32 protein-coding genes are annotated in these 25,476 nt (G+C 69.8%); 13 read left to right on the forward strand and 19 right to left on the reverse strand.

Features of this window, described 5'->3' with window-relative positions; all coding sequences use genetic code 11:
* Positions 1–31: 31 nt before the first annotated feature.
* Positions 32–1,141, forward strand: a complete 1,110-nt coding sequence (locus MELE44368_RS18550; protein ID WP_241566681.1) for a MinD/ParA family ATP-binding protein — start codon at positions 32–34, stop codon at positions 1,139–1,141.
* 6 nt (positions 1,142–1,147) lie between these two features.
* Here the strand turns inward: MELE44368_RS18550 and MELE44368_RS18555 are convergent, their stop codons facing one another.
* Positions 1,148–1,309: a hypothetical protein gene (locus tag MELE44368_RS18555; RefSeq protein WP_164890155.1), complete on the reverse strand. Its 162-nt coding sequence runs from the start codon at positions 1,307–1,309 to the stop codon at positions 1,148–1,150.
* A 54-nt stretch (positions 1,310–1,363) separates the two neighbouring features.
* On the opposite strand from MELE44368_RS18555, the gene MELE44368_RS18560 reads away from it, so the two are divergent.
* The gene (locus MELE44368_RS18560; protein WP_128109841.1) at positions 1,364–1,672 is read left to right on the forward strand and encodes a DUF4229 domain-containing protein; all 309 of its coding nucleotides are present in this window, start codon (positions 1,364–1,366) and stop codon (positions 1,670–1,672) included.
* Positions 1,673–1,715: 43 nt separating this feature from the next.
* Positions 1,716–2,060: an ester cyclase gene (locus tag MELE44368_RS18565; protein WP_128109842.1), complete on the forward strand. Its 345-nt coding sequence runs from the start codon at positions 1,716–1,718 to the stop codon at positions 2,058–2,060.
* Here MELE44368_RS18565 and MELE44368_RS18570 read toward each other — a convergent pair whose 3' ends face one another.
* The 6 genes from MELE44368_RS18570 to MELE44368_RS18595 are packed head-to-tail and all read right to left on the reverse strand — an operon-like array spanning position 2,061 to position 6,986.
* Positions 2,061–2,777: a hypothetical protein gene (locus MELE44368_RS18570; RefSeq protein WP_128109843.1), complete on the reverse strand. Its 717-nt coding sequence runs from the start codon at positions 2,775–2,777 to the stop codon at positions 2,061–2,063.
* A complete protein-coding gene (locus tag MELE44368_RS18575; protein WP_128109844.1) occupies positions 2,774–3,664 on the reverse strand; it encodes a VWA domain-containing protein in 891 nt (296 codons plus the stop codon). The genes MELE44368_RS18570 and MELE44368_RS18575 overlap by 4 nt, the downstream gene beginning before the upstream one ends.
* Complete coding sequence (locus MELE44368_RS18580) at positions 3,661–4,668, reverse strand: hypothetical protein (protein WP_128109845.1); 1,008 nt, start codon at positions 4,666–4,668, stop codon at positions 3,661–3,663. Before MELE44368_RS18580 ends, MELE44368_RS18575 begins: the two co-directional genes overlap by 4 nt.
* Positions 4,659–5,132, reverse strand: a complete 474-nt coding sequence (locus MELE44368_RS18585) for a hypothetical protein (protein WP_128109846.1) — start codon at positions 5,130–5,132, stop codon at positions 4,659–4,661. Before MELE44368_RS18585 ends, MELE44368_RS18580 begins: the two co-directional genes overlap by 10 nt.
* The gene (locus tag MELE44368_RS18590; protein ID WP_128109847.1) at positions 5,122–5,982 is read right to left on the reverse strand and encodes a DUF58 domain-containing protein; all 861 of its coding nucleotides are present in this window, start codon (positions 5,980–5,982) and stop codon (positions 5,122–5,124) included. Before MELE44368_RS18590 ends, MELE44368_RS18585 begins: the two co-directional genes overlap by 11 nt.
* A 2-nt stretch (positions 5,983–5,984) precedes the next feature.
* Complete coding sequence (locus tag MELE44368_RS18595) at positions 5,985–6,986, reverse strand: AAA family ATPase (RefSeq protein ID WP_128109848.1); 1,002 nt, start codon at positions 6,984–6,986, stop codon at positions 5,985–5,987.
* A 96-nt stretch (positions 6,987–7,082) separates the two neighbouring features.
* Between MELE44368_RS18595 and MELE44368_RS18600 the strand changes: the two genes are divergently transcribed.
* Both MELE44368_RS18600 and MELE44368_RS18605 read left to right on the forward strand, forming a co-directional pair.
* The gene (locus MELE44368_RS18600) at positions 7,083–7,307 is read left to right on the forward strand and encodes a helix-turn-helix domain-containing protein (RefSeq protein ID WP_276050495.1); all 225 of its coding nucleotides are present in this window, start codon (positions 7,083–7,085) and stop codon (positions 7,305–7,307) included.
* Position 7,308: 1 nt separating this feature from the next.
* A complete protein-coding gene (locus MELE44368_RS18605) occupies positions 7,309–7,872 on the forward strand; it encodes a Clp protease N-terminal domain-containing protein (RefSeq protein WP_128109850.1) in 564 nt (187 codons plus the stop codon).
* A gap of 76 nt (positions 7,873–7,948) precedes the next feature.
* Here the strand turns inward: MELE44368_RS18605 and MELE44368_RS18610 are convergent, their stop codons facing one another.
* Positions 7,949–9,196, reverse strand: coding sequence for a sulfotransferase family protein (locus tag MELE44368_RS18610; protein WP_128109851.1), 1,248 nt, complete (start codon positions 9,194–9,196; stop codon positions 7,949–7,951).
* Positions 9,197–9,224: 28 nt separating this feature from the next.
* Here MELE44368_RS18610 and MELE44368_RS18615 point away from each other — a divergent pair, with 28 nt between their 5' ends.
* Complete coding sequence (locus tag MELE44368_RS18615; RefSeq protein WP_128109852.1) at positions 9,225–9,800, forward strand: TetR/AcrR family transcriptional regulator; 576 nt, start codon at positions 9,225–9,227, stop codon at positions 9,798–9,800.
* Entirely contained in the window at positions 9,797–10,921 is a 1,125-nt protein-coding gene (locus MELE44368_RS18620; protein ID WP_128109853.1) for a DUF1214 domain-containing protein, read from the forward strand. Before MELE44368_RS18615 ends, MELE44368_RS18620 begins: the two co-directional genes overlap by 4 nt.
* Here the strand turns inward: MELE44368_RS18620 and MELE44368_RS18625 are convergent.
* Complete coding sequence (locus MELE44368_RS18625; RefSeq protein WP_128109854.1) at positions 10,914–11,786, reverse strand: 1,4-dihydroxy-2-naphthoate polyprenyltransferase; 873 nt, start codon at positions 11,784–11,786, stop codon at positions 10,914–10,916. The genes MELE44368_RS18620 and MELE44368_RS18625 overlap by 8 nt on opposite strands.
* Positions 11,787–11,819: 33 nt before the next feature.
* Between MELE44368_RS18625 and MELE44368_RS18630 the strand changes: the two genes are divergently transcribed.
* Genes MELE44368_RS18630 through MELE44368_RS18645 form a run of 4 tightly spaced genes read left to right on the forward strand, consistent with a single transcriptional unit; the run spans position 11,820 to position 15,580 of the window.
* On the forward strand, positions 11,820–12,596 hold the full coding sequence (locus tag MELE44368_RS18630) for an S-methyl-5'-thioadenosine phosphorylase (RefSeq protein WP_128109855.1): 777 nt from the start codon (positions 11,820–11,822) through the stop codon (positions 12,594–12,596).
* Positions 12,593–13,624: an NAD-dependent epimerase/dehydratase family protein gene (locus MELE44368_RS18635; RefSeq protein WP_128109856.1), complete on the forward strand. Its 1,032-nt coding sequence runs from the start codon at positions 12,593–12,595 to the stop codon at positions 13,622–13,624. Before MELE44368_RS18630 ends, MELE44368_RS18635 begins: the two co-directional genes overlap by 4 nt.
* The gene (locus MELE44368_RS18640; RefSeq protein WP_128109857.1) at positions 13,624–14,439 is read left to right on the forward strand and encodes an alpha/beta hydrolase; all 816 of its coding nucleotides are present in this window, start codon (positions 13,624–13,626) and stop codon (positions 14,437–14,439) included. The genes MELE44368_RS18635 and MELE44368_RS18640 overlap by 1 nt, the downstream gene beginning before the upstream one ends.
* A gap of 13 nt (positions 14,440–14,452) precedes the next feature.
* Positions 14,453–15,580: an NAD(P)H-dependent flavin oxidoreductase gene (locus MELE44368_RS18645; protein ID WP_128109858.1), complete on the forward strand. Its 1,128-nt coding sequence runs from the start codon at positions 14,453–14,455 to the stop codon at positions 15,578–15,580.
* Here MELE44368_RS18645 and MELE44368_RS18650 read toward each other — a convergent pair.
* On the reverse strand, positions 15,577–16,035 hold the full coding sequence (locus tag MELE44368_RS18650) for a nitroreductase family deazaflavin-dependent oxidoreductase (protein WP_128109859.1): 459 nt from the start codon (positions 16,033–16,035) through the stop codon (positions 15,577–15,579). The genes MELE44368_RS18645 and MELE44368_RS18650 overlap by 4 nt on opposite strands.
* 77 nt (positions 16,036–16,112) lie before the next feature.
* On the opposite strand from MELE44368_RS18650, the gene MELE44368_RS18655 reads away from it, so the two are divergent.
* Positions 16,113–16,757 (forward strand): glycosyltransferase family 2 protein, encoded by a 645-nt coding sequence (locus MELE44368_RS18655; RefSeq protein ID WP_409366137.1) that lies wholly within the window; start codon positions 16,113–16,115, stop codon positions 16,755–16,757.
* Between the two features lie 2 nt (positions 16,758–16,759).
* Positions 16,760–17,476 carry a TIGR04282 family arsenosugar biosynthesis glycosyltransferase gene (locus tag MELE44368_RS18660; RefSeq protein WP_128109874.1) on the forward strand — a complete coding sequence of 239 codons (717 nt, stop codon included), beginning with the start codon at positions 16,760–16,762 and terminating at the stop codon, positions 17,474–17,476.
* Here the strand turns inward: MELE44368_RS18660 and MELE44368_RS18665 are convergent.
* The 9 genes from MELE44368_RS18665 to MELE44368_RS18705 form a co-directional block, all read right to left on the reverse strand.
* Positions 17,441–18,796, reverse strand: a complete 1,356-nt coding sequence (locus tag MELE44368_RS18665) for a hypothetical protein (protein WP_128109861.1) — start codon at positions 18,794–18,796, stop codon at positions 17,441–17,443. The two genes, MELE44368_RS18660 and MELE44368_RS18665, sit on opposite strands and share 36 nt — an antisense overlap.
* A gap of 64 nt (positions 18,797–18,860) precedes the next feature.
* Positions 18,861–19,475 carry a pyridoxamine 5'-phosphate oxidase family protein gene (locus MELE44368_RS18670; protein WP_128109862.1) on the reverse strand — a complete coding sequence of 205 codons (615 nt, stop codon included), beginning with the start codon at positions 19,473–19,475 and terminating at the stop codon, positions 18,861–18,863.
* Between the two features lie 2 nt (positions 19,476–19,477).
* Entirely contained in the window at positions 19,478–20,602 is a 1,125-nt protein-coding gene (menE, locus tag MELE44368_RS18675; RefSeq protein WP_206613806.1) for an o-succinylbenzoate--CoA ligase, read from the reverse strand.
* Between the two features lie 47 nt (positions 20,603–20,649).
* Positions 20,650–20,952, reverse strand: a complete 303-nt coding sequence (locus MELE44368_RS18680) for a DUF3349 domain-containing protein (RefSeq protein WP_128109864.1) — start codon at positions 20,950–20,952, stop codon at positions 20,650–20,652.
* A gap of 14 nt (positions 20,953–20,966) precedes the next feature.
* Positions 20,967–21,251, reverse strand: coding sequence for a hypothetical protein (locus MELE44368_RS18685; protein ID WP_128109865.1), 285 nt, complete (start codon positions 21,249–21,251; stop codon positions 20,967–20,969).
* A gap of 13 nt (positions 21,252–21,264) precedes the next feature.
* The gene (locus MELE44368_RS18690) at positions 21,265–22,509 is read right to left on the reverse strand and encodes an inorganic phosphate transporter (RefSeq protein ID WP_128109866.1); all 1,245 of its coding nucleotides are present in this window, start codon (positions 22,507–22,509) and stop codon (positions 21,265–21,267) included.
* 27 nt (positions 22,510–22,536) lie between these two features.
* A complete protein-coding gene (locus MELE44368_RS18695; protein WP_128109867.1) occupies positions 22,537–22,908 on the reverse strand; it encodes a VOC family protein in 372 nt (123 codons plus the stop codon).
* Positions 22,909–22,960: 52 nt separating this feature from the next.
* The gene (locus MELE44368_RS18700; protein WP_128109868.1) at positions 22,961–24,502 is read right to left on the reverse strand and encodes a long-chain-fatty-acid--CoA ligase; all 1,542 of its coding nucleotides are present in this window, start codon (positions 24,500–24,502) and stop codon (positions 22,961–22,963) included.
* Between the two features lie 5 nt (positions 24,503–24,507).
* The gene (locus MELE44368_RS18705; RefSeq protein WP_128109869.1) at positions 24,508–25,386 is read right to left on the reverse strand and encodes an SDR family oxidoreductase; all 879 of its coding nucleotides are present in this window, start codon (positions 25,384–25,386) and stop codon (positions 24,508–24,510) included.
* Positions 25,387–25,476 lie beyond the last annotated feature (90 nt).

Below are 25,476 nucleotides of genomic sequence, written 5' to 3' on the forward strand. Positions count from 1 at the left end.
CGACACCCCGAAGCCGGCCGAAAGCGGTTTCGTGCCAACGGGTTTCCGTGGACAGGACCGGTTCCGCGACCCGGCCGCCGACCCGCCGCCGGAGTGGACAGCCCCGACGCCGCCCAAAGGGCTGCCGCTGCCACCCGCGCCGACGCCACCCGCGTCGGCGCCACCCGCGCCGGCGCCGACCGAGCCGCAGGAGGACCCGCCGCCGTTCCTTGATCTGTCGGCGGTGGCGCTGCTGCGCCAGCCCAAACGCGCCCCTTCTGAGGGCTGGCGCAAGTGGCTGTATCTGGCGTCGTTCAAGCTGATCAACCTGGGCGAGGGCCCCAAGGCCCAGCGCAGGCAGATGCTCGTCGCGCAGGTGCAACGCCCCCTGCGCAGCTGCTACCGGATCGCGGTGCTGTCGCTGAAGGGCGGGGTCGGCAAGACGACGATCACCGCGACGCTGGGTGCGACGCTGGCCTCCCTGCGCGGGGACCGCGTCATCGCCGTCGACGCCAACCCCGACCGCGGCACGCTGAGCCAGAAGGTGCCGCTGGAGACCCCGGCCACCGTGCGGCACCTGCTCCGCGACGCCGAGGGCATCGTCGCCTACAGCGATGTGCGCGCCTACACCTCACAGGGCCCCAGCCGGCTGGAGGTGCTGGCCTCCGAGAGCGACCCGGCGGTGTCGGAGGCGTTCAGCTCCGCCGACTACACCCGCACGCTGGAGGTGCTCGAGAAGTTCTACAGCCTGGTGCTCACCGACTGCGGCACCGGGCTGATGCATTCGGCGATGGCCGCGGTGCTGGCGAAGGCCGACGCGCTGGTGGTGATCAGCTCGGGTTCGGTGGACGGTGCGCGCAGCGCATCGGCGACGCTGGACTGGCTGGACGCGCACGACCATCAGGACATGGTGCGCAACTCGATCGCCGTCATCAACGCGGTGCGGCCGCGATCGGGCAAGGTCGACATGCGCAAGGTCGTCGACCACTTCAACCGGCGTTGCCGCGCGGTGCTCGAGGTCCCCTTCGACCCGCACCTGGAGGAGGGCGCCGAGATCAGCCTCGAGCGATTGAAGCCCGAGACCCGCCAGGCGCTGCTCGAACTCGCGGCCGTGGTCGCCGACGGGTTTCCCGGCGCGAAAGCGAAACGCCCCGCCGGATAACCGCGCTCAGGGCCTGGGGTTGTCCTCGCTGCCGAGACGGCGCAGGAACTCGGGATCGTCGTCGGGCCCGATCACGCGCGTTCGCGGGCGGCTCGCGGACGCCCGCGTCAGCCGCCAGCCCACGTACGTCAGCCCGGCCAAAACGGAAAGCAACAGCAAGTACGCCACGGCGAAAATAACCTCCTTGCCGGAGATGATACGCGCCATCGGTAGGCTCGGGCCGTGTCGGATGGTCGCCCCGGAACCCGTCTGGTCGTCGACGTGCTGGCGTACGCGGCTGCCCGGCTGCTGCTGGTCGCCGCGGTGGCCGCGGCGATCTTCGGTGCCGCACGGTTGCTCGGGCTCGACGAGTTTCCGCTCGTGGTCGCGCTGCTGTTGGCCATCGTGATCGCGTTGCCGCTCGGCATCTGGATCTTCGCTCCGCTGCGGCGCCGCGCCACCGCCAGCATCGCGGCCTTCGACGAGCGGCGGCGCAAAGACCGGGAGCAACTGCAGGCCAGGCTGCGCGGCGAAGACCCGCCGCCGTCCTGACCGCGGCCGATTATCCGTAGTTCAGTGCGGGTAGTCGACGGACATGGACTCTGCCAAGGATTTGTACAAACGATGGATATATGAGGTCTGGGCGGGGATACCTGTCGCGGCCGAGGTGGTGACCGAGGATTTCGTCGGGCACTGGCCGGACCGGGTGGTGTGCGGGCCCGCGGCGCTGCAGGACGTGGTCGACGAGACCCACCGGATGCTCGCCGACCTCAAGTTCGTCATCGAGATCGAGCCGTTGGTCGAGGGGGATCTGCTGGCAGCCCGCTGGATCGGCACGGGCGCGGCCAAGGAGGGCCCCAAGCGATTCACCGGCAACGACATCCTGCGCGTCGCCGACGGCCGGTTCGCCGAATACTGGACCGGAACGTCGGTCGCCTGACTATCCGGCCGCGTCCTGCAGCAGTTGACGCAGCTTCTCGACCGGGTCCCCGGTCTGCGGGTGCAGCAGCAGGGGTGGCCGCTCGGTGTCGAGTTCGGGCGCACCGGGCGCGAGCATGGCCGCGGGCGGAGGAGGCGGCGGCGACGCCGTTGGCGGCGGGGGCGGCGGCGGTGCCGTCAGCCCGGCCATCTTGGCGGCCAGCCGGGCCGCGGTGTCGGCGCGCACCGCGCGCCGCTCGGAATCGGGGTCGGTGTTGTCCTCGAAGCAGCCCTGCGGCGCGTCCGTGACGAGCGCCGACGCGCTGCGGTAGCGGTCCCGCGCCGCATCCGGCCGGCCCTCCCACGCGGAGATGTCGCCCTGCCGCTCGCGCACCAGTGCCAGGTTGACGCGCACCGGGCACGACTGCGTGGCGTCGGTACGCGACAACGACTCGGAGAACGCGGCATCGGCGTCGTCGAGCCGGTTCGCCAGCACGGCGAGGGTGCCCGCCGCGAACGGCGCCTTCGCCGGTTCGATCACGTTGAACACGCCCAACGTCGCCACGTCGCCGCGTAGCGCCCCCAAAGCCCGTTCGCCGTAATGCGATTCGGCGGCCTGCCCCGCGAACACGACCGACAACATCTTCACCGCGGCAAGCAGCGCGACAACGACCAGCGGCGCGGAGATCACCAGCAGTCGCCGCCGCAGCCGCAGCCGCCGAGGCAGGTGGCGCGTCACGACATCACCTCCCGGCGCGACATCCGGGCACGGCGCAACTCGCGCATGCTCAGGTAGCTCTCGAACAGCAGCAGCACCGCCGCGACGATGGTGAACACCCAGTACAGCTCGGTGCGCCGGCCGACGTCCGTCGGTTGTTGCACGACGGTGTCTTCCGGTGCGGCCTGCGTGACGGCGACGTCGTCGTCGGGGTTGAGATAGGACACACCGAGCTCGTCGGCGATGCGGCGCAGCGCCGGTTCGTTCAGCGGCGCGCCCCGGCCGAACACCGCCCCGCCGTCCACCGACCCGGCGACGGGGTCGAACTCGCTTTGCGGCGCTTGCGATCCGGGGGCTCCGGCGCCGAAGTAGTACACCAGGTTCTGCGAGCCGGGATACTGCTGGCCGGCCGCGATCAGCTGGTAGCGCAGCACGTTGGCGGCCGCTGCCGCGTTCACCACGTCGCCAGGTTCGTCATACGATGTGAGCGAGGCGATTTCGGGTTGCAGGCTCCACGCGTCCTGCGACAGCGGCCAGTCCAGCGAGGGTCGCGACGCGAAGCTGATCACCGCGAACCGCGCCTGCGGATGGTGGGCGATCAGGGTCTGGATGTCCTCGCTGATCGCGTTGGTGCTCTCGGTGGACCGGTCGACGACAAAGAAGACGTTGGTGTTGTCGCCCGACTGCGCCGTGGTGACGCTTTGCGGGCCACCGTGACCGAACCCGGGGCGCGCCGCGGCGATCAACAACAGCAGAAGCGCAAGCGTCAGCCCGGACCACCGCCAGACCGTCGCCCAGCGGTGCCCGGGCCCGGTGGCCAGCGACCGCATGGTGATCAACCGCAGGAGCACGACCGCCGCGGCGATCACGATCAGGAACGCCGCGGGAACCACGGGAGCGAACGTCATCGCCGCAACACCACCAGCGCCAACGCCAACAGCAGTGAGGCCACCGCCGCCACGGCCAGCGGGACGTTCGGCGAGTCGCCGTACCAGGCGGTGACGGTATCGGCCTGCGCCGTCGGGTCCGGCGGGTTGGCTTGAACTCCGTCGAGCGCGCGGATCATGCCCGCGTCGCCGGTGTCGAGCGAAACATACTGCCCGCCGGTCGATTCAGCGATGTCGCGCAGGCCGCCGCCCGGTGAGGTCGCGAGCAGGTTGACCTGGATGCCGGCCTCGGCAGCCATGTCGGTCACCTGCTGGTGGTCGAACAACGCGGCCCGCGTCTCGCCGGGCGCGCGAAGCTCGCCGGGACCCAGGTAGATCAACGAGCGCCGGTGGGGGCTCGGGGCGCCGAACGACGGAAACCCGGTGATGCACAACGCCAGCAGGTCGGCGACGCTGGGCGCGTAGTCGAGGTAGGACACGGCGGGTGAGAACGACGCGGCGGCATTGCGCTGGGCGGAGGACAGCTCGGAGTCCGCGGGCGCGCGCCCGACTTCGGCGATGTCGGTGAGCTTTTCGGCGGCGTACGAGTAGTCGCGGGTCAGCGGGATGACGCGGCGGTTCGGCGATGTCAGCCCGATGCGTTGGGTGCCGTAGGTACCGGCCTGTGCGGCAAAGTGCGAAAGGAATGTGGCGGTTGCCGAATCGGTGATGGGTTGGCCGACGCAGAGCATGACGTCGTGCGGCGCCTCACCGGTGCGCGACGATGACCACCATCCGCTGGGCCGCGCGCTGGCCAGCGTCGCCGCGGTGAACAGGATCAGCAGCAGCGTGACCGTCGCGACCACCGACAGCATCCTTCTCCGTGCCACGCGGGCGTATTCGGGGAGCCGCGTCAACCGTGACGTGTTCGCGAGCGGACGCAGCTCGCGGATCTCTCGGTCCATCGCAGGCAGCACCGCCAGCGCGACGGCCGCGGCAAGACAGATGAAGCCGACCACCGCCACCGGCCACCAACTCAGGGCCATGTGCGCACCAATTCCCCAGCCGCCGAGCCGGTCTGGTCGACATCCACCGGTGAGGATTCGTTGAACTGCGCGTCGTTGAGCGCCTCGAACACCGCCGCAGCCGGCGCGAGCTCACCGGAGGATATGGCCTCGACGTGCATGTACTGCGCCGGGCTGCCGGTCGCCTGATGCAGAAAGCTGCGCAGCGTGCGGCTGATCTGCGCGGCGGCGTGCGGTGCGGGCAGGTCTCCGCGTCGATGCCGTGCGGCGATGTCGTCGATGGTGCGGGCGAAGCGGCGCCGCAACAGCGTGGCGTGCCAGGACCGGATGACGGGCATCCTGCGCAGCCGCTCAGCGGGCAGCGTCCATACGAAAACGACGGTGTACCAGCCGATCACGAGCAGGATCAACAGGAGGGCCAGCCACAGCCACCATCCCGAGTAAGGGCTTGGGCCGATGACGAAGCGCAGCAGGTCATCCGGCACGGGCGAACACCTCGGTCAACGCGACGAGTCGGGGCCGAATCTGGTTGCTGGCGCCGATCGTGGCGTAGGGGATCGCGCGAGCGGTCATGTACTCGTCGAGCCGGTGCGCGCGTGCCTGCTCGGCGCGCCGGTAGGCGGCCACGACGCGCGGGCCCAGCGCGGCACTGTCGAGCACCAGGCGGCCCGAGCCGACGTCGTAGCCGTCGTGGTCGCCGACCGCGGGCATGTCGGAGACCATCGCCCACAGCACGTCGTGGCGGGACCGCAGGCGCGTGACCGCCTCGTCGAGATGATCGTCGATCTCGGGTTCGTCCGAGACCACGACGATCAACATCGAGTGGCGGTGATGGGTTGCCACGTAGTCCAATTGGCATGCGATGTCGCTGACGCCCGGCTCGGCCAGGGTGTGCGCGTAGAAGCGGTGCAGCATGTTCTCGATGTGGGTCTCGCCGCGGCGCTGGCGGATGTTGACACAGCCGCGGGCGTCGCCGTACACCATCCCGATCTGATCGGCGCGCCCGAGTGTGACCAGCCCGAAGGCACCGAGAACATGCGCTGCCACATCGCGTTTCGTCTCGCCGCTGGGGGTCAGCGCCGACATGTTGCGACCCGCGTCGGCGACCAACAGGATCTTGTGGTGCCTCTCGGAGACGAACCGCTTGATCAGCACGTGCCCTGAGCGCGCGGAGGCTTTCCAGTCGATGTCGCGGACGTCGTCGCCGGGCACGTACGGCCGCAGCTCGTCGAACTCCAGGCTGCGGGTGTGCAGCAGCGCGTAGCGTCCGCCCTCGAGCAGCCCGCGGGTGTCGGTGCCGAAGTGCGCTTTCGCGCGGTTGAGATGGTGGCCCACCGTTAGGGCACCCGGATCGCCTGCAGGACGGCGTCGATGATGCGCTCCGAGGTGATGCCCTTGCTGGCCGCTTCGAACCCGAGGATCAGCCGGTGCCGCAACACCCGGTGCGCCAGCTTGGCGATGTCATCGGGGACGACGTGGGCGCGACCGGACAACACCGCGAGGGCACGCGCGCTTTGGCAGAGCGCGATGGTGGCGCGGGGGCTGGCGCCGTACTCGACGAGGCGGGCCAGCTGGGCGGGCAGGAACTCCTCGGGATGGCGGGTGGCGCCGACGAGCCGGCCGGCGTAGAGCATCAGTGCCGGGTCCATGTGCACCATGCGCACGACCTCCTGCGCGCGTCGCACATCGTCGAGCGTCACGACCGGCCGGGTGCGGTGGTCCTTGTCGTACAGCCCGGCGTCCATCCGGAACATGACCTCCACCTCCTGCTCGGCGGAGGGGTAGCCGAGGATCTCCTTGAGCATGAACCGGTCGGTCTGCGCCTCGGAGAGCGGATAGGTGCCCTCCTGGTCCACCGGGTTCTGGGTGGCGATCACCAGGAACGGCTCCGGGATGGGGTAGACGGCGCCCGCGACGGTGGTCTGGCGCTCCTCCATCGCTTCGAGCATCGCGCTCTGCGTCTTGGCGCTGGAGCGGTTGATCTCGTCGAGCAACACGATGTTGGTGTGCACGGGGCCGAGTTGGGTGACGAACGAGTTGGTCGCGGACTCATACACCTGGGTGCCGATGATGTCGCTGGGCAACAGGTCCGGGGTGCACTGGATGCGCTGGAACCCGCCGTGGATGGATTCGGCGATGACGCGCGCGGCCGTCGTCTTGGCCAGGCCCGGCACGCTTTCGATGAGGACGTGCCCGCCGGCGAGCAACCCGATGAGCAGTGACTCACGCAGGTTCTCCTGGCCCACGACCTTGGCCGAGAACGCGTCCGACACCGCGGCGGCGATGCGGTGCGCGTCGGCGATGTCGCGGCGGTCGAGCTGAGTGCGTGCTGCGGTCATTCAGGGCCTTTCGGGGATGCTTCCAGGATGCCTATCGGGCGGCGGACAGCGTTGGTTACCCCGGCGAGGGTAGGCGCACACGTCTTGTCCGTCCGATTGACGTCAACTAAACTTGACAGCGTGATCGAGATCGACGCGTTGACCAGCACCGACCCGGCTGTCGGGCTCAAGGCCGTGCGCGCGCTGCAGCGACTTCAAGAGCATCTGGAGGCGATCCACGTCGCGAACGCCCGCGAACAGGGCTGGAGCTGGCAGGCCATCGCCAGTGCGCTCGGGGTGAGCCGCCAAGCCGTGCATCAGAAGCACAACAGGAGGAAATGACATGTTCGAGCGGTTCAGCCGCAGCGCCCGCGTCGCGGTGACGCTCGCCCAAGAGGAGGCGCGGGAGCTGGACTCGGAAGTGATCGGGGCTGAACATCTGTTGGTCGGCGTCCTGCAGAGCGCCGGGCGCGAGCTGGCCGGTCTGCTCAGCGGCTACGGGTTGACCGCCCAGGCGGTACGTGCGCGGCTGGATGCACGGTCTCCGTCGGGTGATCCGCTGTTCGACGAGGACGCCGAGGCATTGAGGTCGATCGGGATCGACTTGCATGCGGTCCGTGACCGGGTGAACCGCGCGTTCGGAAAGGGCGCCTGGGACAGCGCGTTTCGCCGGTCCGGTCGCCGCAGGCGTCGTGGCCATGTTCCGTTCACCAAGCCGGCCAAGAAGGCGCTCGAACTCTCGCTGCGAGAAGCTCTGGCGCACAAGAGCAGAAGCATCGGATGCGAGCACATGATGCTCGGTATCCTGCGCGGCGGCGACAAGTTCACCGTCAATCTGATCACCGAGCACGTGGGTGTCGCGCAGTTGCGTGCCGGCATCGCCGCGCTGCTCGAGCAGGCGGCGTAGCGACGGGCGAACAGACGCCAACACCCCCTAAATGGCCCACTTTCGGGGGTATTGGCGTCTGCTCGCCGGGAAAACGTCAGCTCAGGAAGCGCTCGATGTACGGGCTGAACCGGGCCTGCAACTCGCGCTCGTCGAGACCGAACATCTGCGCCGAGGTGGCCACCCGGCCGAGCCGACCCCGCTGGTGACCCTCGAGATAGCCGAGCATCGCGGCGCGCGCCTCGCCGCCGAAACTCTCCCCGGCGAGGTCGTAAATCGTTGCGGCGGTGCCCATTTCATCGGCCATGAAGTCGTCGAAGCGCACGTCGATCGAGCGCTGCGACGGTATCACGTCGCGGTCGCGGATGAGCGCGCCGAGCATGCGCTCGAGCCGGTCCACCCAGGACGCCGCGATGCCGTCCACCGGCACCGGCGAACAGTGCATGCGCGCCGAATAGGCCAGCATCGCGAGCATCGACAACACGACCGGCAACGGGTCGCGGTGGGTGACGATCACCACGACGTCCGGGAACACATGATTCAGCACCGGCAGCTGTTCGAGATGCTGCGGCGACTTGAGCAGCCAGCGTCGCCCGCCCCGCAGGAACTGCAACGCCTTCAGCTGCGTCTTCAGGTGCTCGTAGTGCGGAGTCTGATCGTGGGTCAGGTAGTAGTCGCGCCAGCGCGGCACGTGCGCGAGCGTCTCGAACAGCATCGACGAGAAGTCGTTCGCCAGCAGCTGAATCTCCTCGTGCACGTGGTCGGTCGTCATCTCGTGCATCAACGCGAAATGCGGCATCACCGCGTTCATGAACTCGACGGCGGCGTCCATCCGCACGCGCCGCGGATCCGGCTCGACCCCGATCTCCGAGGGCAGCGGAAACGGCTCGTTGCTCTCCCAGTAGGGGATGGTGCGGAACGTCGGCCCCGCCGCGAGCAGGTTGTGCAGGTGGGTGGTGCCGGTACGGGGCAGACCGGCGATGACGATCGGCGCCACCAGCTCGATGTCGTGGATCTCGGGATGGCGGTGCAGCAGGTCGGTGAGCAGCAGCCGGTTCTTCAACCACTGCAGCAGCTGCGCGTGGAAGTTCACCACGCCCGCCGCATGCAGATTCGGGATCTCTTGCAGCGCAGCGAGAAACACGTCGAGGCGCTCGCGGTAGTCGTCGGCGCCGAAATCGTCGAGGCCTGTCTCGGCGACGGCCTTGGCGTGCAGCACGTCGGCGTCGAGCGGGCACTCCGGCGCCATCGACGCCATCATCTGCCGAAGCGGTTCTATCTCCGCGGGAAATCGGGGGTCGGCGAGGTCATCCAACTGCACGGGATCGGCTGTGGCATCGGTCACGCCGAGTTATGTTACTGTCAGTTTCGTAATGACGGTGGAGATTGGGCGGCCCCGCGACCCGCGGATCGACGGCGCGGTCCTCGCGGCGACGGTCGAGCTGCTCGCCGAGACCGGATACGCAGGCCTTTCGGTCGACGCGATCGCCCGCCGGGCGGCCACCAGCAAGCCCGCGATCTACCGCCGCTGGCCGAGCAAGGCCCACCTCGTGCACGAGGCGGTGTTTCCGCTCGGTGAGGCCACCGACCTACCGGACACCGGATCCGTCGCCGCCGACGTCCGCGAGATCATGCGCCGGACGGTGGCCGTGCTGACCACCCCGGCCGCCCGGGCGGCACTGCCCTGGCTGGTCGGTGAGATGGCCGCCGATCCCACGCTGCACGCGGCGCTGCTCGAACGCTTCGCCGACATCCTGGGCCGCGGGCTGACCGACTGGCTCGACGCCGCGGTCGCGCGCGGCGAGGTCCGGCCGGAGGTGACCGCGGCCGACGTCGTCGACGCGATCGCCGGCATCGCGTTTCTGGCCCTGATCACCCACGCCGACACGCTCGACGACGCGTGGGTGGACCGCACCGCCGAACTCATCACGAAAGGGATCAGCGCATGACGCAACACGAATCAACTTCCGCGGCGAGCCGCGAATCATCTAAGGCTTGGCGCGAACTCCTCGACACGCTCGGCGAACTCGACAAGGCATTTCTGGAGGGCGACCGCGCCGTCACCGACGACCGCCACATCGCCGACGGCTACCGCATGCTCGCCACCACCCTGGGCGTCGCGATGGACACCTATCTGTTCGCCGAACCGAGCCGGCCGGTGTGGGTCGAGCTCAACACGCCGCATCGCCGCGACCGCCGCTGGGGTGGCGACAACACCGACGCCTACTACTACATGTGCCCGGTCGACCCGAAGCGGCGCTACCGGATCAGCGGCAATCGCGGTGACAGCGTGTACTTTTCGGTGACCGCCTACAACGAACCGTCTCCGGGCGCGTGGTCGGACCGGATCGTGGCGATCGTGCGCGACGACGACCTCGACATTGATGCCGACGGCAACTTCTCGTTCGAGTACGGGCCGACCGACGGCGGCGTGGTGCTGGTGACCCGCGACTACCAGGCCGACCCGGCCACCGGCCGGCCGGTGTCGTGGCGCATTGAGGCGCTCGACGAACCCGATCCCATCCGCCACGGCGACGCCGAGACCGCGGCGGCGCTGCGGGCCGGCGCCGCGTGGCTGCGCACGATGTTCGCGATCGTGCCGCTGGCGGTCGGGGTTCGCGTCGACGACCACCACACGCTGGGCCACGAGATCTCGCAGGTGGCAAACGAATTCGCCGAGCCGTACCAGGTGCCCGACGCCAACTTCGGCTGGTCGGCGCGCGACGCCTGCTACGCCTACGGCAGTTTCGTGCTGGAGGAGGACGAGGCGCTGGTCATCACGCATCGGCCGCCGGCGTGCCGGTTCTGGAACCTGGTGGTGTGGAACCAGTTCATGGCGGGCATCACCGACGCCAAAACGTCGATCAACGGCTACAGCGCGGTGCCCAACTCGGACGGAACCGTCACCGCGGTGATCTCCCGCGGTATGACCGCACACCCGAATTCGATTACCACCGTGGACTATCCGCGCGGCAACCTGGCGTTTCGCTGGTTCCTGGCCGACGAGGTGCCCGCCCGTCCGCAGGTGCAGCTGGTCAAGGCCGCCGACGCCCCCACGAGCGTCACCTAGCCAGGGCCAGGGCAAGGGCGATCGCGACGGCCCACACCAGCATCGTCAGCCCGGTGTCGCGCAGCACCGGGATCAACGACTTACCGCCGAGGTTCCTGCGCACCGGAAGTGCCGCGCGCACCGCCAGCGGAAGCGCCACGAAACCGACCGCGGCCCACGGCGTCGCGCGCATCAGCGCCAGCGTCAGCGCGAACGCCGTCGCGACCAGCAGCTGATAGAGCACCCTGGTGCGGCCGTCACCGAGCCGCACCGCCAGCGTGATCTTGCCCGTTTCCGCGTCGGTCGGAATGTCGCGCAGGTTGTTGGCCACCAGCACCGCCGACGACAGGCAGCCCATCGCGACCGCGCACGCCACCCCGACCCAGTCCACCCGCAGCGCCTGGGTGTACTGCGTGCCGAGCACCGCGATCAGGCCGAAGAACACGAACACCGCGAGTTCGCCCAGCCCGGAGTAGCCGTAGGGCCGCGATCCGCCGGTGTACAGCCACGCACCGGCCAGGCACACCGCGCCGACCGCGATCAGCCACGGCGCGCTGAACCACGCCAGCACCACGCCGGCGACCGCGGCCACCGCCAGGCTCGCCAGCGCCGCGGCCAGCACCGCTCGTGGCGCGGCCAGCCGCGAGCCGACCAGCCGCAGCGGCCCGGCCCGCACGTCGTCGGTGCCGCGGATCCCGTCGGAGTAGTCGTTGGCGTAGTTGACCCCGATGATCATCGCCACCGCAACGAGCAACGCCAGCAAGGCCTTCCACCAGCTCGCCGCGCCCAGCCAAGCTGCGGCTCCGGTGCCTGCGATCACCGGGGCGATCGCGTTGGGCAACGTCCGGGGGCGAGCACCCTCGACCCATTGCGCGAAACTGGCCACGAGGGCCATCGTCCCATGACGGACAATGAGGCAATGCTCGGAGTCATCGGAGGCAGCGGCTTCTACTCGTTCTTCGGCGCCGACGCCCGCAGCGTCACCCTCGACACCCCCTACGGCGCGCCGAGCGGGGCGATCACCATCGGCACCGTCGGCGAGCACGAGGTCGCGTTCCTGCCCCGTCACGGCGTCAACCACGAGTTCTCCCCGCACACCGTGCCCTACCGGGCCAACATGTGGGCGCTGCGCGCGCTGGGGGTGCGTCGGATCTTCGGGCCGTGCGCGGTCGGCAGCCTGACCCCGGATCTGGGGCCGGGCGCCACGGTGGTCCCCGATCAGCTCATCGACCGCACGGCCGAGCGCAAGGACACCTACTTCGACACCGGCGGAATCCACGTCAGCTTCGCCGACCCGTACTGCCCGTCGCTGCGCGCCGCGGCCGCCGAGCTGCCCGGCGTGGTGGACGGCGGCACCATGGTGGTGATCCAGGGGCCGCGGTTCTCCACCAGGGCCGAGAGCCGATGGTTCGCGAGCCAGGGTTTCACGCTGATCAACATGACCGGATACCCCGAGGCGGTGCTGGCCCGTGAACTCGAAATGTGTTATGCCGCAATCGCTTTGGTGACTGATGTGGACGCCGGCATCGACGCCGCGAGCGCGGTCCGCGCGGTCGACGTGTTCGCCGAGTTCGAGCGCAACATGGTGCCGTTCCGCAAGCTGGTGCACGAGGCGATCGAGAACGTCGCCTCCGACCGCACCTGCACCCACTGCCTTGCGCACGAGGGTGTCTCGCTGCCCTTCGAGCTGCCGTGAGAGTTCTGCTGACGGGCGCGGCGGGCTTCATCGGAGCCCGGATCGACGCCGCGCTGCGCGACGCCGGCCACGACGTCGTCGCCGTCGACGCCATGCTGCCCGCCGCGCACGGCTCCGGGGCGCAGGCGCCGGCCGACTGCCAGGTGGTCGACATCCGCGACGCGTCGGCGCTGGCCCCGCTGCTCGAGGGGGTGGATGCGGTGTGTCACCAGGCGGCAGTCGTCGGCGCCGGGGTCAACGCCGCCGACGCGCCGTCCTACGGCAGCCACAACGACTACGGCACCGCGGTGCTGCTCGCCGAGATGTTCGCGGCCGGATGTGAGCGGCTGGTGCTGGCGTCGTCGATGGTGGTGTACGGGCAGGGCCGCTACGACTGTCCCGAGCACGGCCCGGTCGACCCGCACCCGCGGACCCGCGAGGACCTCGACGCCGGAGTGTTCGACCACCGCTGCCCCATGTGCGGGACGCTGGTGCAGTGGCAACTGGTGACCGAGGACGCGCCGCTGCGGCCGCGCAGCCTGTACGCCGCCAGCAAGACCGCTCAGGAGCACTACGCGCTGGCATGGGCCGAGGCCACCGGCGGGGCGGTGACCGCGCTGCGCTATCACAACGTGTACGGGCCGCACATGCCGCGCGACACCCCGTATTCGGGCGTCGCCGCGATCTTTCGTTCCCAGCTGGAATCCAGGGATGTGCCAAGGGTTTTCGAGGACGGTGCGCAGATGCGCGACTTCGTCCACGTCGACGACGTCGCGGCGGCCAACGTGGCGGCGGTGGCGGCCAGGCTCGACGGGTTCACCGCGTTCAACGTGTGTTCGGGGCACCCGATCTCGATCAAGCAGGTGGCGACCGAGCTGTGTGAGGTGCGCGGGGACGCCCCGCCCGTCGTCACCGGGCAGTACCGCAGCGGCGACGTCCGCCATATCGTCGCCGACCCGACGCGGGCGGCGCAGGTGCTGGGATTTCAGGCCGTCGTGGACCCGCGCGACGGACTGCGTGAGTTCGCGTTCGCGCCGTTGCGGTCCTGATGCGCCGCGCGGTCGTCGTTGTCGTTATGGTCACGCTTGTGACATCGGGACTGTTCGGGTTGCTCTGGTCGCAGCAGCGGCGGTTGATCTATTTCCCGTCGCCGGGTCCGGTCCCGTCGGCGGCGACGGTGCTGTCCAACGGACGCGACGTCGTCATCGAGACCGACGACGGAATCCGGTTGGGCGCTTGGTATTTTCCGGTTGCGGGGGAGGCGCCCGCGGTGTTGGTGTTCAACGGCAACGGCGGTGACCGGTCGATGCGCTGGCCGCTGGCCGCGGCGCTGAACCGGATGGGTCTTTCGGTGTTGCTGTTCGACTACCGCGGCTACGGCGGCAATCTCGGCAGCCCCTCCGAGGACGGGCTGGCCGCCGACGCGCGCGCCGCGCAGGAATGGCTCGCCGCGCAGCCGGGCGTCGAACAGATCGTGTACTTCGGCGAATCCCTCGGCGCCGCAGTGGCCGTCGGGCTCGCCGTGCAGCGCCCGCCCGCCGCGCTGATCCTGCGCTCACCGTTCACGTCGCTGGCCGACGTGGCCGCGGTGCACTACCCGTGGCTGCCCATGCGGCGGGTGCTGCTCGACCGGTATCCGTCGATCGACCGGATCGCGTCGGTGCGGGCGCCGCTGCTGGCGATCGCCGGCGACTCCGACGACATCGTTCCCGAGCAGCTGTCCCGACGGCTGTACGAGGCGGCCAACGCGCCCAAACGCTACGTGGTGGTGCCCGGCGCCGGGCACAACGACCGGGCGCTGCTCGACGGCACCAGGATGCTCGACGCGATCGGTGGGTTCCTGTCATCGGCCGGTGTGCTTTAGCAATACTGGCTGTGTGAAACCCGCCATCTGCGAGCAGTTCGGAATCGACTTTCCGCTGTTCGCCTTCAGTCACTGCCGCGACGTGGTGGCCGCCGTGACCAACGCCGGAGGTTTCGGCGTGCTCGGCGCGACCGCGTACACCCCCGAACTGCTCGATCAGGAACTGTCCTGGATCGATGCGCACGTCAACGGCAAGCCGTACGGCCTCGACCTGATCGTGCCCGCCAAGTTCGAGGGCAAGGGCGAGAAGCTGTCCAGCAGCGCGCTGGCCAGCCGCATCCCCGAGGAGTACCGCAGCTACATCGACGAGCTGCTCGCCGAGCACGGCATCGAGCCCGACGAGTCGCCACGCACCGGCCCGCCGATGCTGTCCGGCAACACCGGCGAGGACCTGCTGCAGGTGGCGATGAGCCATCCGATCAAGCTGATCGCCAACGCGCTGGGCGTGCCGCCGGACTACATGATCGAGGCGGGCAGGAGCAACGGCATTCCGGTCGCGGCGCTGGTCGGCGCCAAGGAGCACGCGGTCAAGCAGGTGCAGGCCGGTGTCGACCTGATCGTCGCGCAGGGCACCGAGGCCGGCGGGCACTGCGGTGAGGTGACGACGCTGGTGCTGGTGCCCGAGGTGATCGAAGCAATTGAGGCCGCCGGCGCGAAGGTGCCGGTGCTGGCCGCTGGCGGCATCGTCACCGGCAGGCAGATGGCGGGCTGCGTCGCGATGGGCGCCGACGGTGCCTGGACGGGCTCGGTGTGGCTGACCACCGAGGAGGCCGAGACCGCTCCGTACACCGTGCAGAAGTTCCTCGCGGCGTCATCGCGCGACACCGTGCGCTCGGCGGGACGGACGGGAAAGCCGGCGCGCCAACTGGTTTCGGACTGGACGCAGGCCTGGCTGCCCAACAACGGCGGCCGTCAGCCGTTGCCGCTGCCGCTGCAGTCGATGCTGGCCGAACCTGTGGTGCGGCGCATCGACGTGCTCGCCGCGCAGGGCAATCCCGGCGCGCAGGCGTTGGCGACCTACTTCGTCGGCCAGGGCGTCGGGCTGATGAACAAGGTCAAGCCCGCCCGCGAGGTGGTGCGCGAGTTCATCGAGGACTACCTGGCCGCCACCGAACGGCTGAGCAACTCCCTGCCGGATTAGTCGGCGGTTTCGGTGTAGGTGATCCGCACCGAGATCGGGTCGCTCTCCATCGCGCGCATGGTCGCTGCCGTCGCCGCCTGGCCGACCCGGCCGCGGCCGCCGAAGCTGCGGGCGCGGGCGCGCACGTCGTCGTCGGGCTCGAAAGTCGCGATGCCGCTGCGCCATTCGTCGCCGACCCGCACCCGCACGTTCGGGTTGGCCGCGATGTTGTGCGCCCATCCGGCGCGGCGGCCGTGCTGGGAGATCACCCACACGCCCCCGTCGTCGGCGCGCCCGACCAGCGGCACCCGTCGCGGTTCACCGCTCTTGCGCCCGACGGTCTCCAGTTCGACCATCAGCGGCGCTCGCAGTCCGAGCCGGTCCAGTAGCGCGACGGCCGGATTCATCACCGTCCTTCCGAGCTGCCGCTCCCACTTGAACTTGCGCAGCGCTTTGTCCGCGGGTCGGGTTGTCATGCGCCCTCCTAGGGGTTGAGTGATCTCTGAACCACAACCGCGAGGCCGCGGGCCCGATTCCCGATAGCCTCCAAAAGGTGTCGGTGACTGTGGTGCTGCCCTGTCTCAACGAGGCCGCATCGCTGCCCGGCGTGCTCGCCGCGATGCCCGCCGGCTACCGGCCGCTGGTCGTCGACAACAACAGCACCGACGACACCGCGCAGGTGGCGCGGCGGCACGGCGCCGACGTCGTCGTCGAACCCCAGCCGGGATACGGGGCGGCCGTGCACGCCGGGGTGGTGGCGGCGACGACGCCGATCGTCGCCGTGCTCGACGGCGACGGCTCCCTCGATCCTGGTGACCTGCCCCGACTCGTCGAGGAGCTCGAGCGAGCCGACATGGCGATCGGCCGACGACGCCCGACCCCGGGGCTGCGGTGGCCCTGGCACGCGCGGCTGGGCACCGCGGCGGTGTGCTGGCGGCTGCGCCGACGCCACGGTCTGCCGGTGCACGACATCGCGCCGATGCGGGTCGCGCGGCGCGACGACCTGTTGAGCCTGGGTGTGGCGGACCGCCGGTCGGGGTACCCGCTGGAACTGCTGGTCCGGGCGGCCGCCGCGGGCTGGCATGTGGTGGAGCGCGACGTCGCCTACGGGCCGCGGACCGGCGGGAAGTCGAAGGTCAGCGGATCGCTGCGCGGCAGTGTGGTGGCGGCCCTGGACTTCTGGCGGGTGATCTCGTGACGGTGCTACCTGTGGTCGGGCTGATCGTCGCCAAGGCGCCGGTGCCCGGGCTCGCCAAGACGCGGCTGGCCGCCTCGATCGGCGCACGGGCCGCCGCCGACATCGCCGCCGCCTCACTCCTGGACAGCCTCGACGCCATGATCGCCGCCCCGCTGCGCAACCGGGTGGTCGCGTTGGCCGGTGACATCGACGCCGGCTGCCGCGCCGACGAGATCCGCGAGTGCCTCACGGAATTCACCGTGGTGCCGCAGCGAGGCGCGGACTTCGCCGAACGCCTCGCCAACGCGCACCACGACGCCGCGGACGCGACCGGCCACCGCACCCTGCTGCAGATCGGAATGGACACCCCGCAGGTGTCGGCCGACATGCTCGACGAATGCGCGCGTGAACTGCTTGGCGCGCAGGCCGTTCTCGGGCTCGCGAAGGACGGCGGCTGGTGGGTGCTCGGCGTGTCCGACACCGGGATGGCCGAATGCCTTCGCGGCGTGCCGATGTCGCGCTGGGACACCGGTGCGCTGACCCTCGCGGCGTTGTATGCCGGGGGAATCGACGTGCGGCTGGTCGCCGAACTCGCCGACTTCGACACCGTCGAGGACCTCGAGGCCGTGCGCCGGGTCTGCCCCGCGGGCAGCCGCTTCGTCGAGGCGACCCGTGTGCGCGGGCGCTGGCCGGCTGCGGGCCCGTCACCAGTTGGTCAGGATCAGGTGGTTGAGGGCTAGCGCGCCGACGACGTTGAGCGCCAACCACCAGCGATGCGACCGCTGCGGCAGTAGCGCCGCCGCGGCGGGCAACCACACTGTGAACGGCAGCCAGATCCGTTCTGTCTCGGCCTTGCTCAGCATCGACAGGTCGGCGAACGCGATCGCCAACAGCACGCCGATCACCACCAGGTGCAGGCCGCTGCGCCGTTTGATCGCCGCGATGTCGAAGACGCGCCCGATGCCGGCCACACTGCCCAGCCCGATCGCACACACCACCGACGCCAAGTTCGCCCACGACCAGTACTGGAACGGCCGGTCGTTGGCGATGCCCTGCCAATAGCGTTCCTGCACAAGCAGATAGCCGTCGAACCACCAGAACCCGGCCGCGGCGAACACCACGACCACCGCGACGGCCGCCACCACCGCCGGGACCAGCACCCGCAACGCCGACCGCCACGACGGTGCACACACCAGCACCACCAGCGCGGGCAGCGCCATCAACACCAGGCCGTAGTTGAGAAAGGTCCCCCAGACCAACAACAATCCGGCACCCACGGCGGCCAGCCCAGGCCATGGCCCGCGCCCCCGAACCGCCAACGCCAACAACGCGATACCCCACGCCGCCACGCCTGCGAAGTAGCCGTCGGCCGATACCGCGATCCAGATCGCGGTGGGCGCCACCGCCACGAACGGCGCCGCCAGCCGCGCCGTCTGCTCGCCGGCCAACGCGCGCACCGCGACCAGGACAGCCGCCGCGGCGCTGGATCCCACGAGCAGGCACAGCAGCGCCGCCCACGCGCCGCCGCCCAACCCGATGCGGTCCAGCCACACGAACGTCAGCAGCGCGCCCGGCGGATGCCCCGACACGTGCGTGATCCACGAATCCGGTTGATAGTCCAGAATTCTGTCGGCGAAGGTGCGCACCGCCTCGGGGATGTCGGTGACGGTGGGCACTTGACGCAGGTACTCGTGCCGGGCCGTGAGCCGGCCGGCGAAACCGCGCTGCCAGCCGTCGATCATGGCCAGCGAGAACGCCCAGGCGCACGCGGTCACCCATGTCACCCACGGCAGCGCGCGCCACGGCAACCGCTGTGCGAGTGCCGGGCCCCACAGCACCGCGGCCACGCCGAGCACGATCGCGGGCGCCGTGCCCCAGCCGACGTGCGCGTTCCACCATCCGAAAATCGGTGCGGTGTCGGCGAAGGCGTGCAAGCGACTGGGTGTCGCGTTGATCAGCGGCGTGACGATGCCGAGGTCCAGGTGCGGGACCACGAACGCCGCGAGGACCAGCAGCACCCCGACGGCGACCGCCACCGCCTCCCTGCGACTCGTTCGCATGCGGTCACCTTAGTGGTGATCTCGGTGTAGTTCGTCACGCTCACCGTGACGAACTGCACCGAAATCAGTACAGGCGTTCGCGGGTCTTGGCCTCGCTGTAGTAGTCCTCGAGCTCCGCGTCGCTCCAGTCGCTGCGTAGAGCCTTGAGCAGCTGCGCGACACTGGGCAGCGCCGAGGGGTTCCACGTCGACGGGTTCCACGCGTCCGAGCGCAGAAATGCCTTGGCGCAGTGGAAGAAGACCTCGTCGACCGACACCTCGAGGGCGAGCAGCGGTCGACGGCCCTTGATCGCGAGCGCATCGAAATAGTCGGCGTCGGACAGGATTCGGGCCGTGCCGTTGATGCGCAGCGTGTCCCCGCGGCCGGGGATCAGAAACAGCGTGCCGACATGGGGGTTCTGCAGCACGTTGCGGTACCCGTCGACGCGCTTGTTGCCGGGCCGCTCGGGGATCGCGATCGTCGTGTCGTCGAGGACGTGGACGAACCCGGGCGGATCGCCCTTCGGCGACACGTCGACGCGGCCGCGCGCGTCGGTCGTCGCCACAAAACACAGCGGGGAGTGCGCCAGCCAGTCGCGCTGCACGGGCGAGAGCCGGTCCTTCACCTTGTTGGCGACGTAGACGTCGGGCTCGCCGACGACCGCCCGCAGTTCCTCGATGGTCCCGACTTCGCGACGCATCGTCACATCATGCCGTGGCCGGTGAACCGGGCCGCCAGCGCCCGGCGGTCCACCTTGCCGATCCCGCGGCGTGGCAGCTTGTCGACGACGTGGATCTCCCGCGGTGCCGCGGTGACGTCCAGCGTCTGCGCGACGTGCTCGCGCAACGCCGCCACCGTGGGCGCGGCCGCCCCCGGCGCGACGACGACGGCCGCCGCTACCCGCTGGCCCAGCCGGTCGTCGGGCACCCCGAACACCGCGCACTCGGCCACGGCCGGATGCGTCGCCAACGCCGCCTCCACCAGCTGCGGCAGCACGGTCAACCCGCCGGTGCTGATCGCCTCGTCGACCCGGCCCAGCACCGTCAACCGTCCTGAGTCATCGAGCGCACCAAGGTCGTCGGTGCGAAACCAGCCGGACTCGGCGAACGGATCGGGCTCGACCGGGTTGCGGTAGCCCTTGGCGATGGTCGCGCCGCCCAGCACCACGCGGCCCTGGTTTGATGTCCCGGCTCCAGCCTGGATCCGCACACGCACCCCGTCCAGCGCCACCCCGTCGTACACGCAGCCGCCGGCGGTTTCGCTCATCCCGTAGGTGCGGACCACCGCGATACCGGCCTCCGCGGCGCGGCGCCCCAACTCACCGGGCAGGGGGCCGCCACCGATCAGCACCGCGTCCAGCGACGCGAGCGCGGCCGTCGCCGCCGCATCACCCAACGCCTTGGCCAGTTGCACCGCCACCAGCGAGGCATACCGGCGGCCCGGGCCCAACGACGACACGGCCGAAACCAGCTCGGCCACGGAGAAACTCGGCGTGATCGCCGCCGGTGTCGTGCCCGCGACGACGCTGCGCACCAGCACCTGCAGCCCCGCGACGTGATGGGCGGGCAGCGCGAGCAGCCATCGGCCGGGACCGCCCAACCGGGCGTGCGTGGCGTCGGCGCTGGCCGTCAACGCCGCGGCGGTCAGCATGGCGCCCTTGGGAACCCCCGTGGTGCCGGACGTGGACACCACGACGGCGACGTCGTCGTGGATCTCGTCACCGGCGCGCAACGACGTTGTCAGCAACGAGGTTTCGCGCGCGTCGTCTGCTGGAACCGGCAGCACGGACAGCCTCCCGTCGAGCGCATCCGCCACGACGGGCAGCATCGACAGCGCCGACGCATCGGATGCGACGGCGACGGGGCGCAGGACGGCTATGCGTTCTCCTCGGGGTCGCGGGGGCCGTCGAGCGGCCAGCCCTTGGCGGCCAACCGGCTCCGAACCCGCTCGACATCGTCGACCGACGGCAGGTCGTCGGTGATCTGGGTGATCAGCACACCGATGTCGGCGTTGTCGAACTCGCCGCGGTTCATCAGCTCGCGCGCGACGGCCTTGACCTCGTCGTCGGTCAACCGCCGCTTGAGCAGCGCCAACAACGGAACCCGGTCAGGGCCGGGCACACCCTCGGGGTAGCCGTCGGTGATCCATGCCACGATCTTGGCCAGAAACTTGGTCACAGTCGCTCACGATGTCACGTGGGCTGCGCGCCGAGCAGGTACAGCCCGGTCTGGTGCCCGATGAAGTCACGCGCGATGAACAGCACGCCGACCACGGCGGCGACGACGACCAGCGCGAAGATCACCCAGCTCAGCGCCGTGACCATCGGATTACGTTGGGCCGCAGAGTGCTCGGTGGCACCGGCGCCCTCGGCGTTGAGCCGCACCCCGATCGCGAACAGTGCGGGAAGCCCGGCCCCGATCAGCAGGCCGACGGCCAGGATCTTCAGCGCTGCGATGTAGTTGAACCAGTCGCTCACGGTTGCTCTCCGGTCATACCGGCTCGGGCATCTTGACCGGCGCCGGCGTAGGCGGCACGGATGGCACGGCCGGTGCGGGCGGAACCGTCGGCAACGCGGACGACTCCAGCGGCGCCCGGCGCTCGGTACCCGCGGTGAGCGTGCCCTCCCAGTCGTTGTTGACGTTCTCATGGTCGATCGGCGCCTTGCGCGACTGCCGCCAGATCGCCAGCGACACCACCACCAGCAGCCCGAATCCGACTGCCGCGCCGGTGTATCCGCCGATGGCGTTCACGAGCCAGTACGTGATGGCACCGACAAGCCCGGCGGCGGGCACCGTGATCAACCACGCCGAGGCCATCCGGCCCGCCACCCCCCAGCGCACCTCCGCGCCGCGCCGGCCCACGCCGCTGCCGAGGATCGACCCGGTGGCCACATGGGTGGTCGACAGCGAATAACCGAAGTGGCTGGACAGCAGAATGATTGCGGCCGATGAGGATTCGGCCGACATGCCCTGCGGGGGCTTGATCTCGACCAGGCCCTTGCCCAACGTGCGGATGATGCGCCAGCCGCCGAGATAGGTGCCGAGCGCGATCGCCACCGCACACGACAGGATGACCCAGAACGGCGGCATCGGCGCGGATTCGTTCACCGACCCGTAGGCGATCAGCGCCAGGAAGATGACGCCCATCGTCTTCTGCGCGTCGTTGGTTCCGTGTGCCAGCGACACCAGCGCCGCGGAGCCGACCTGCCCGTAGCGGAACCCGCGCTCGGTGCGCTTCTCCGGAACACCGCGCACCATCCGGTACACCAGCCAGGTGCCGACGCCGGCGACGATGGTCGCGATCACCGGGACGAGCACCGCGGGCACCAGCACCTTGGACACCACACCGTGCCAGATCACGCCGTGGCCGCCGACCGCGGCCAGCATCGCCCCGACCATGCCGCCGATCAGCGCGTGCGACGAGCTCGACGGCAGGCCGAACAGCCACGTCAGCAGGTTCCACACGATGCCGCCGACCAGCCCGGCGAACACCAGCTCGAGGCTGACCAGGCCCGGATCGATGAGTCCTTTGGCGATCGCCGCGGCCACCGCGGTCGACAGGAACGCGCCGATCAGGTTGAGCACCGCCGACATCGTCACGGCGACCTTCGGCTTGAGCGCCCCGCTGGCGATCGAGGTCGCCATCGCGTTGCCGGTGTCGTGAAAGCCGTTGGTGAAGTCGAATGCAAGTGCCGTGATCACCACGATGATCAGCAGGAACAGCTCGAGGCTCACAGCGTGGATTCTCCGGGTGGCATCTGGCTATCCTCTGGTGTCGCGCCGTAGCGGATGGGTTTCGGGAACCTGCACGAAGATGAGGAGAACCCCGTCTGGGTCGTGGACATGCATCTCATGTAAACCCCACGGTTCCTGCCGGGATTCCCGCGCGATCGGCACCCCGCGTTCGGCCAGCTCCTTCTCGGTGGCGTAGACGTCGCGCACCTGCAGCCACATCGCGCCGCCGGCGTCGGGGGTGCCGTGATCGGCCAGCTCGATGAGCGACTGACCCGCGTAGAAGACGGTGCCTGCGCCGTAGTCCCTGGCGATAGCCAGGCCGAGCTCGTCGCGATAGAACCGCAGCGAGCGTTGGTAATCGGCCGGTCGGATGAGCATCCGGCTGGCCAGGATCTCCATACAGACGTGTGTAGCACGTCCGTGCCGTGATCCAATCGCGACACCCGGCGCGTCACTGAACTCGCCGATCGACGTCACACCAGTAGGGCTCGCGCAGCTGGCGTTTGAGCAGCTTGCCGCTGGGATTGCGGGGCAGCTCGGCGGCGAAGTCGACCGATTTGGGCAGCTTGAAACCGGCCAGCCGCGCCCGGGCGAACCCGATCAGCTCGGCGGGGTCCGGCGCGGCCTCGGAGGCGGGGACGACGATGGCCTTGACCGCCTCGCCCCAGGTGTCGTCGGGCACGCCGACGACGGCGACGTCGGCCACCTGCGGATGATCCATCAGCACGTTCTCCACCTCGGCCGGATACACGTTCTCGCCGCCGGAGACGATCATGTCCTTGATCCGGTCGAACAGGTACAGGTAGCCGGCGTCGTCGAGGCAGCCGACGTCACCGGTCTTCAGCCATCCGTCGGGGGTGAGCGTGGCGGCGGTCGCCTCCGGGTTGTTCCAGTAGCCGAGCATGTTCTGCGCCGAGCGGGTCCACACCTCGCCGACCGCGCCGGGCGCCAGGTCGTGGCCGTCGGGGTCGACGACACGAAGCTCCACCCACGGATACGGCTTTCCGCACGACCGAAGTGGTTCGGCGGCACGGTGATTCAACTGCGTGATCGATCCGGTCGTCTCGGTCATGCCGTAGACCTGGATGAGGTCGCAGCGAAACCGTTCGAGGGCCTTCACCACCACGTCGTCGGCGACCGGTGACGCGCCGTAGACGATGACGCGCAGGCTGGACAGGTCCGCCGACTCGACGCCGGGGGTGGCCAGCAGCCGCTGGATCACCGCGGGCACCAGCAGCATGTTGGTGACGCGGTGACCGGCGATCGCGGCCAGGATGGCGTGCGGGTCGACGTCGCGCAGCACCACCGTCGGGCAACCGACGTACAGGCCGACCAGCGCCCAGCCGGTGCCGGCCATGTGGAACAGCGGCATCACGGCCAGGCTGACGGCGTCGGCGCTGAACTGCCACGTCTCGGCGCATCCGACCGTCTTGGCGACGAAGTTGGCGTTGCTCAGCACCACGCCCTTGGGTGCGCCCGTCGTCCCCGAGGTGTACATCATCACCGCGGGGTCATCGGAACCCGTTGTGGCGCCGGGGTCTTCGGTGGGGTGCGGGCCCAGCCAGTCGTCGAACGCCGGCCACCGGTCGTGCTCGCCGATCGCCACCACGGTGTGCACGGTTTCGTCGACGATCGCTTCGAGGTGACCGAAGAACTCCTCGCCGACCACGACCACTCCAACGCCGGCGTCGGCGATGATGTGTGCCATCTCCGGGGCGGCCAGCCGCCAGTTCACCGGCACGGCGATCGCGCCGAGTTTTGCCAAGCCGCACAGGACTTCGAAGAACTCGGCGCCGTTCTTCTCGACGAACGCCACCCGGTCACCGGGGCCCACACCGGCCGCGCGGAACGCCTGGGCGGCCTGGCTGGAACGCGCGTCGAGCTCGGCGAAGGTGATGGTGCGCTCACCGCAGATCAGCGCGACGGCGTCCGGGCGCGTGGCGCCGTGGGCCCGCACGAGGTCGGCGATCGTGGTGATCTCGGGGTAGGCCATCGACGTCAGGGTTGGACTCGCTGCCGCTTCATCAGCGCGTTGAGCCAGTTCGGGGCGACGGTGTCCAACGCCCTTGCCGTCATCGCGATTCGCGGCGCGATCCGCACCGGCCGCTTACGCGCGGCGAGGATCATCCAGTCGGCCGCCTCGGCTGCGGTGAGCGCGGGGGCGCCGTCGTACTCCTTGGTCGGCTCGATCATCGGGGTGGCGACCAGCGGGTAGTACAGCGTCGTGGAATGCACGCCGTGGCGGGACCATTCGGTCTCGATGACCCGGCTCACCGTCGACAGCGCGGCCTTGGAAGCGTTGTACACCGAGAACAGCGGCGCGGCCTCGCTGAGCACTCCCCACGTCGACACGTTGATGATGTGGCCGTCGCCGCGCTCGCGCATTCCGGGGCCGAATCCGCGGATCAGCCGCAGCGGCGAGTAGTAGTTGAGCGTCATCGTGCGTTCGACGTCGTGCCAGCGGTCCAGGGAGTCGGCCAGCGGCCGGCGGATGGACCGGCCCGCGTTGTTGACCAGGATGTCGATCCCGCCGAGGTCGTGCTCGACCTTGGCCACCAGCGCGTCGACCGCGTCCAGGTCGGCCAGGTCGCACGCGTGTGCCGTCGCCGCGCCGCCGGCCTTGGTGATCCGTGCCACCACCGCGTCGAGCAGCACCTGCCGACGCGCGGCCACCACCACGGTGGCGCCGCGCCGCGCGAACTTCTCGGCGGCGGCCTCGCCGATGCCCGACGACGCCCCGGTGATCAGCACGCGTTTGCCGCTCAGGTCGACGTCGGCGAGGTCGGGCCGCAGCATGACCAGCTGCGGCGCCACCGGTGGGCGCATGGTCGCCAGCACGACCTGCTCGCTCAACCGCCGCAGCGGGCTCTTACTCACGAGTCCGGAGTCTAGGTCTTCGCGATTTCGGCGCGCTAATTGTTCTTCGTGGGCAGGTTGTGAACGCGTAAGCGTTCGATGGGTGCCTTG

It is taken from the genome of Mycolicibacterium elephantis DSM 44368, assembly GCF_004014805.1.
GTDB lineage: Bacteria > Actinomycetota > Actinomycetes > Mycobacteriales > Mycobacteriaceae > Mycobacterium > Mycobacterium elephantis.

Coding starts and splice junctions, on each gene's coding strand:
- MELE44368_RS18565 (WP_128109842.1), top strand. CDS start 1,716: ATGGACTCTGCCAAGGATTTGTACAAACGATGGATATATGAGGTCTGG.
- MELE44368_RS18575 (WP_128109844.1), bottom strand. CDS start 3,664: ATGACGTTCGCTCCCGTGGTTCCCGCGGCGTTCCTGATCGTGATCGCC.
- MELE44368_RS18580 (WP_128109845.1), bottom strand. CDS start 4,668: ATGGCCCTGAGTTGGTGGCCGGTGGCGGTGGTCGGCTTCATCTGTCTT.
- MELE44368_RS18595 (WP_128109848.1), bottom strand. CDS start 6,986: ATGACCGCAGCACGCACTCAGCTCGACCGCCGCGACATCGCCGACGCG.
- MELE44368_RS18605 (WP_128109850.1), top strand. CDS start 7,309: ATGTTCGAGCGGTTCAGCCGCAGCGCCCGCGTCGCGGTGACGCTCGCC.
- MELE44368_RS18615 (WP_128109852.1), top strand. CDS start 9,225: ATGACGGTGGAGATTGGGCGGCCCCGCGACCCGCGGATCGACGGCGCG.
- MELE44368_RS18620 (WP_128109853.1), top strand. CDS start 9,797: ATGACGCAACACGAATCAACTTCCGCGGCGAGCCGCGAATCATCTAAG.
- MELE44368_RS18630 (WP_128109855.1), top strand. CDS start 11,820: ATGCTCGGAGTCATCGGAGGCAGCGGCTTCTACTCGTTCTTCGGCGCC.
- MELE44368_RS18640 (WP_128109857.1), top strand. CDS start 13,624: ATGCGCCGCGCGGTCGTCGTTGTCGTTATGGTCACGCTTGTGACATCG.
- MELE44368_RS18650 (WP_128109859.1), bottom strand. CDS start 16,035: ATGACAACCCGACCCGCGGACAAAGCGCTGCGCAAGTTCAAGTGGGAG.
- MELE44368_RS18665 (WP_128109861.1), bottom strand. CDS start 18,796: ATGCGAACGAGTCGCAGGGAGGCGGTGGCGGTCGCCGTCGGGGTGCTG.
- MELE44368_RS18670 (WP_128109862.1), bottom strand. CDS start 19,475: ATGCGTCGCGAAGTCGGGACCATCGAGGAACTGCGGGCGGTCGTCGGC.
- menE (WP_206613806.1), bottom strand. CDS start 20,602: ATGCTGCCCGTCGTGGCGGATGCGCTCGACGGGAGGCTGTCCGTGCTG.
- MELE44368_RS18695 (WP_128109867.1), bottom strand. CDS start 22,908: ATGGAGATCCTGGCCAGCCGGATGCTCATCCGACCGGCCGATTACCAA.
- MELE44368_RS18700 (WP_128109868.1), bottom strand. CDS start 24,502: ATGGCCTACCCCGAGATCACCACGATCGCCGACCTCGTGCGGGCCCAC.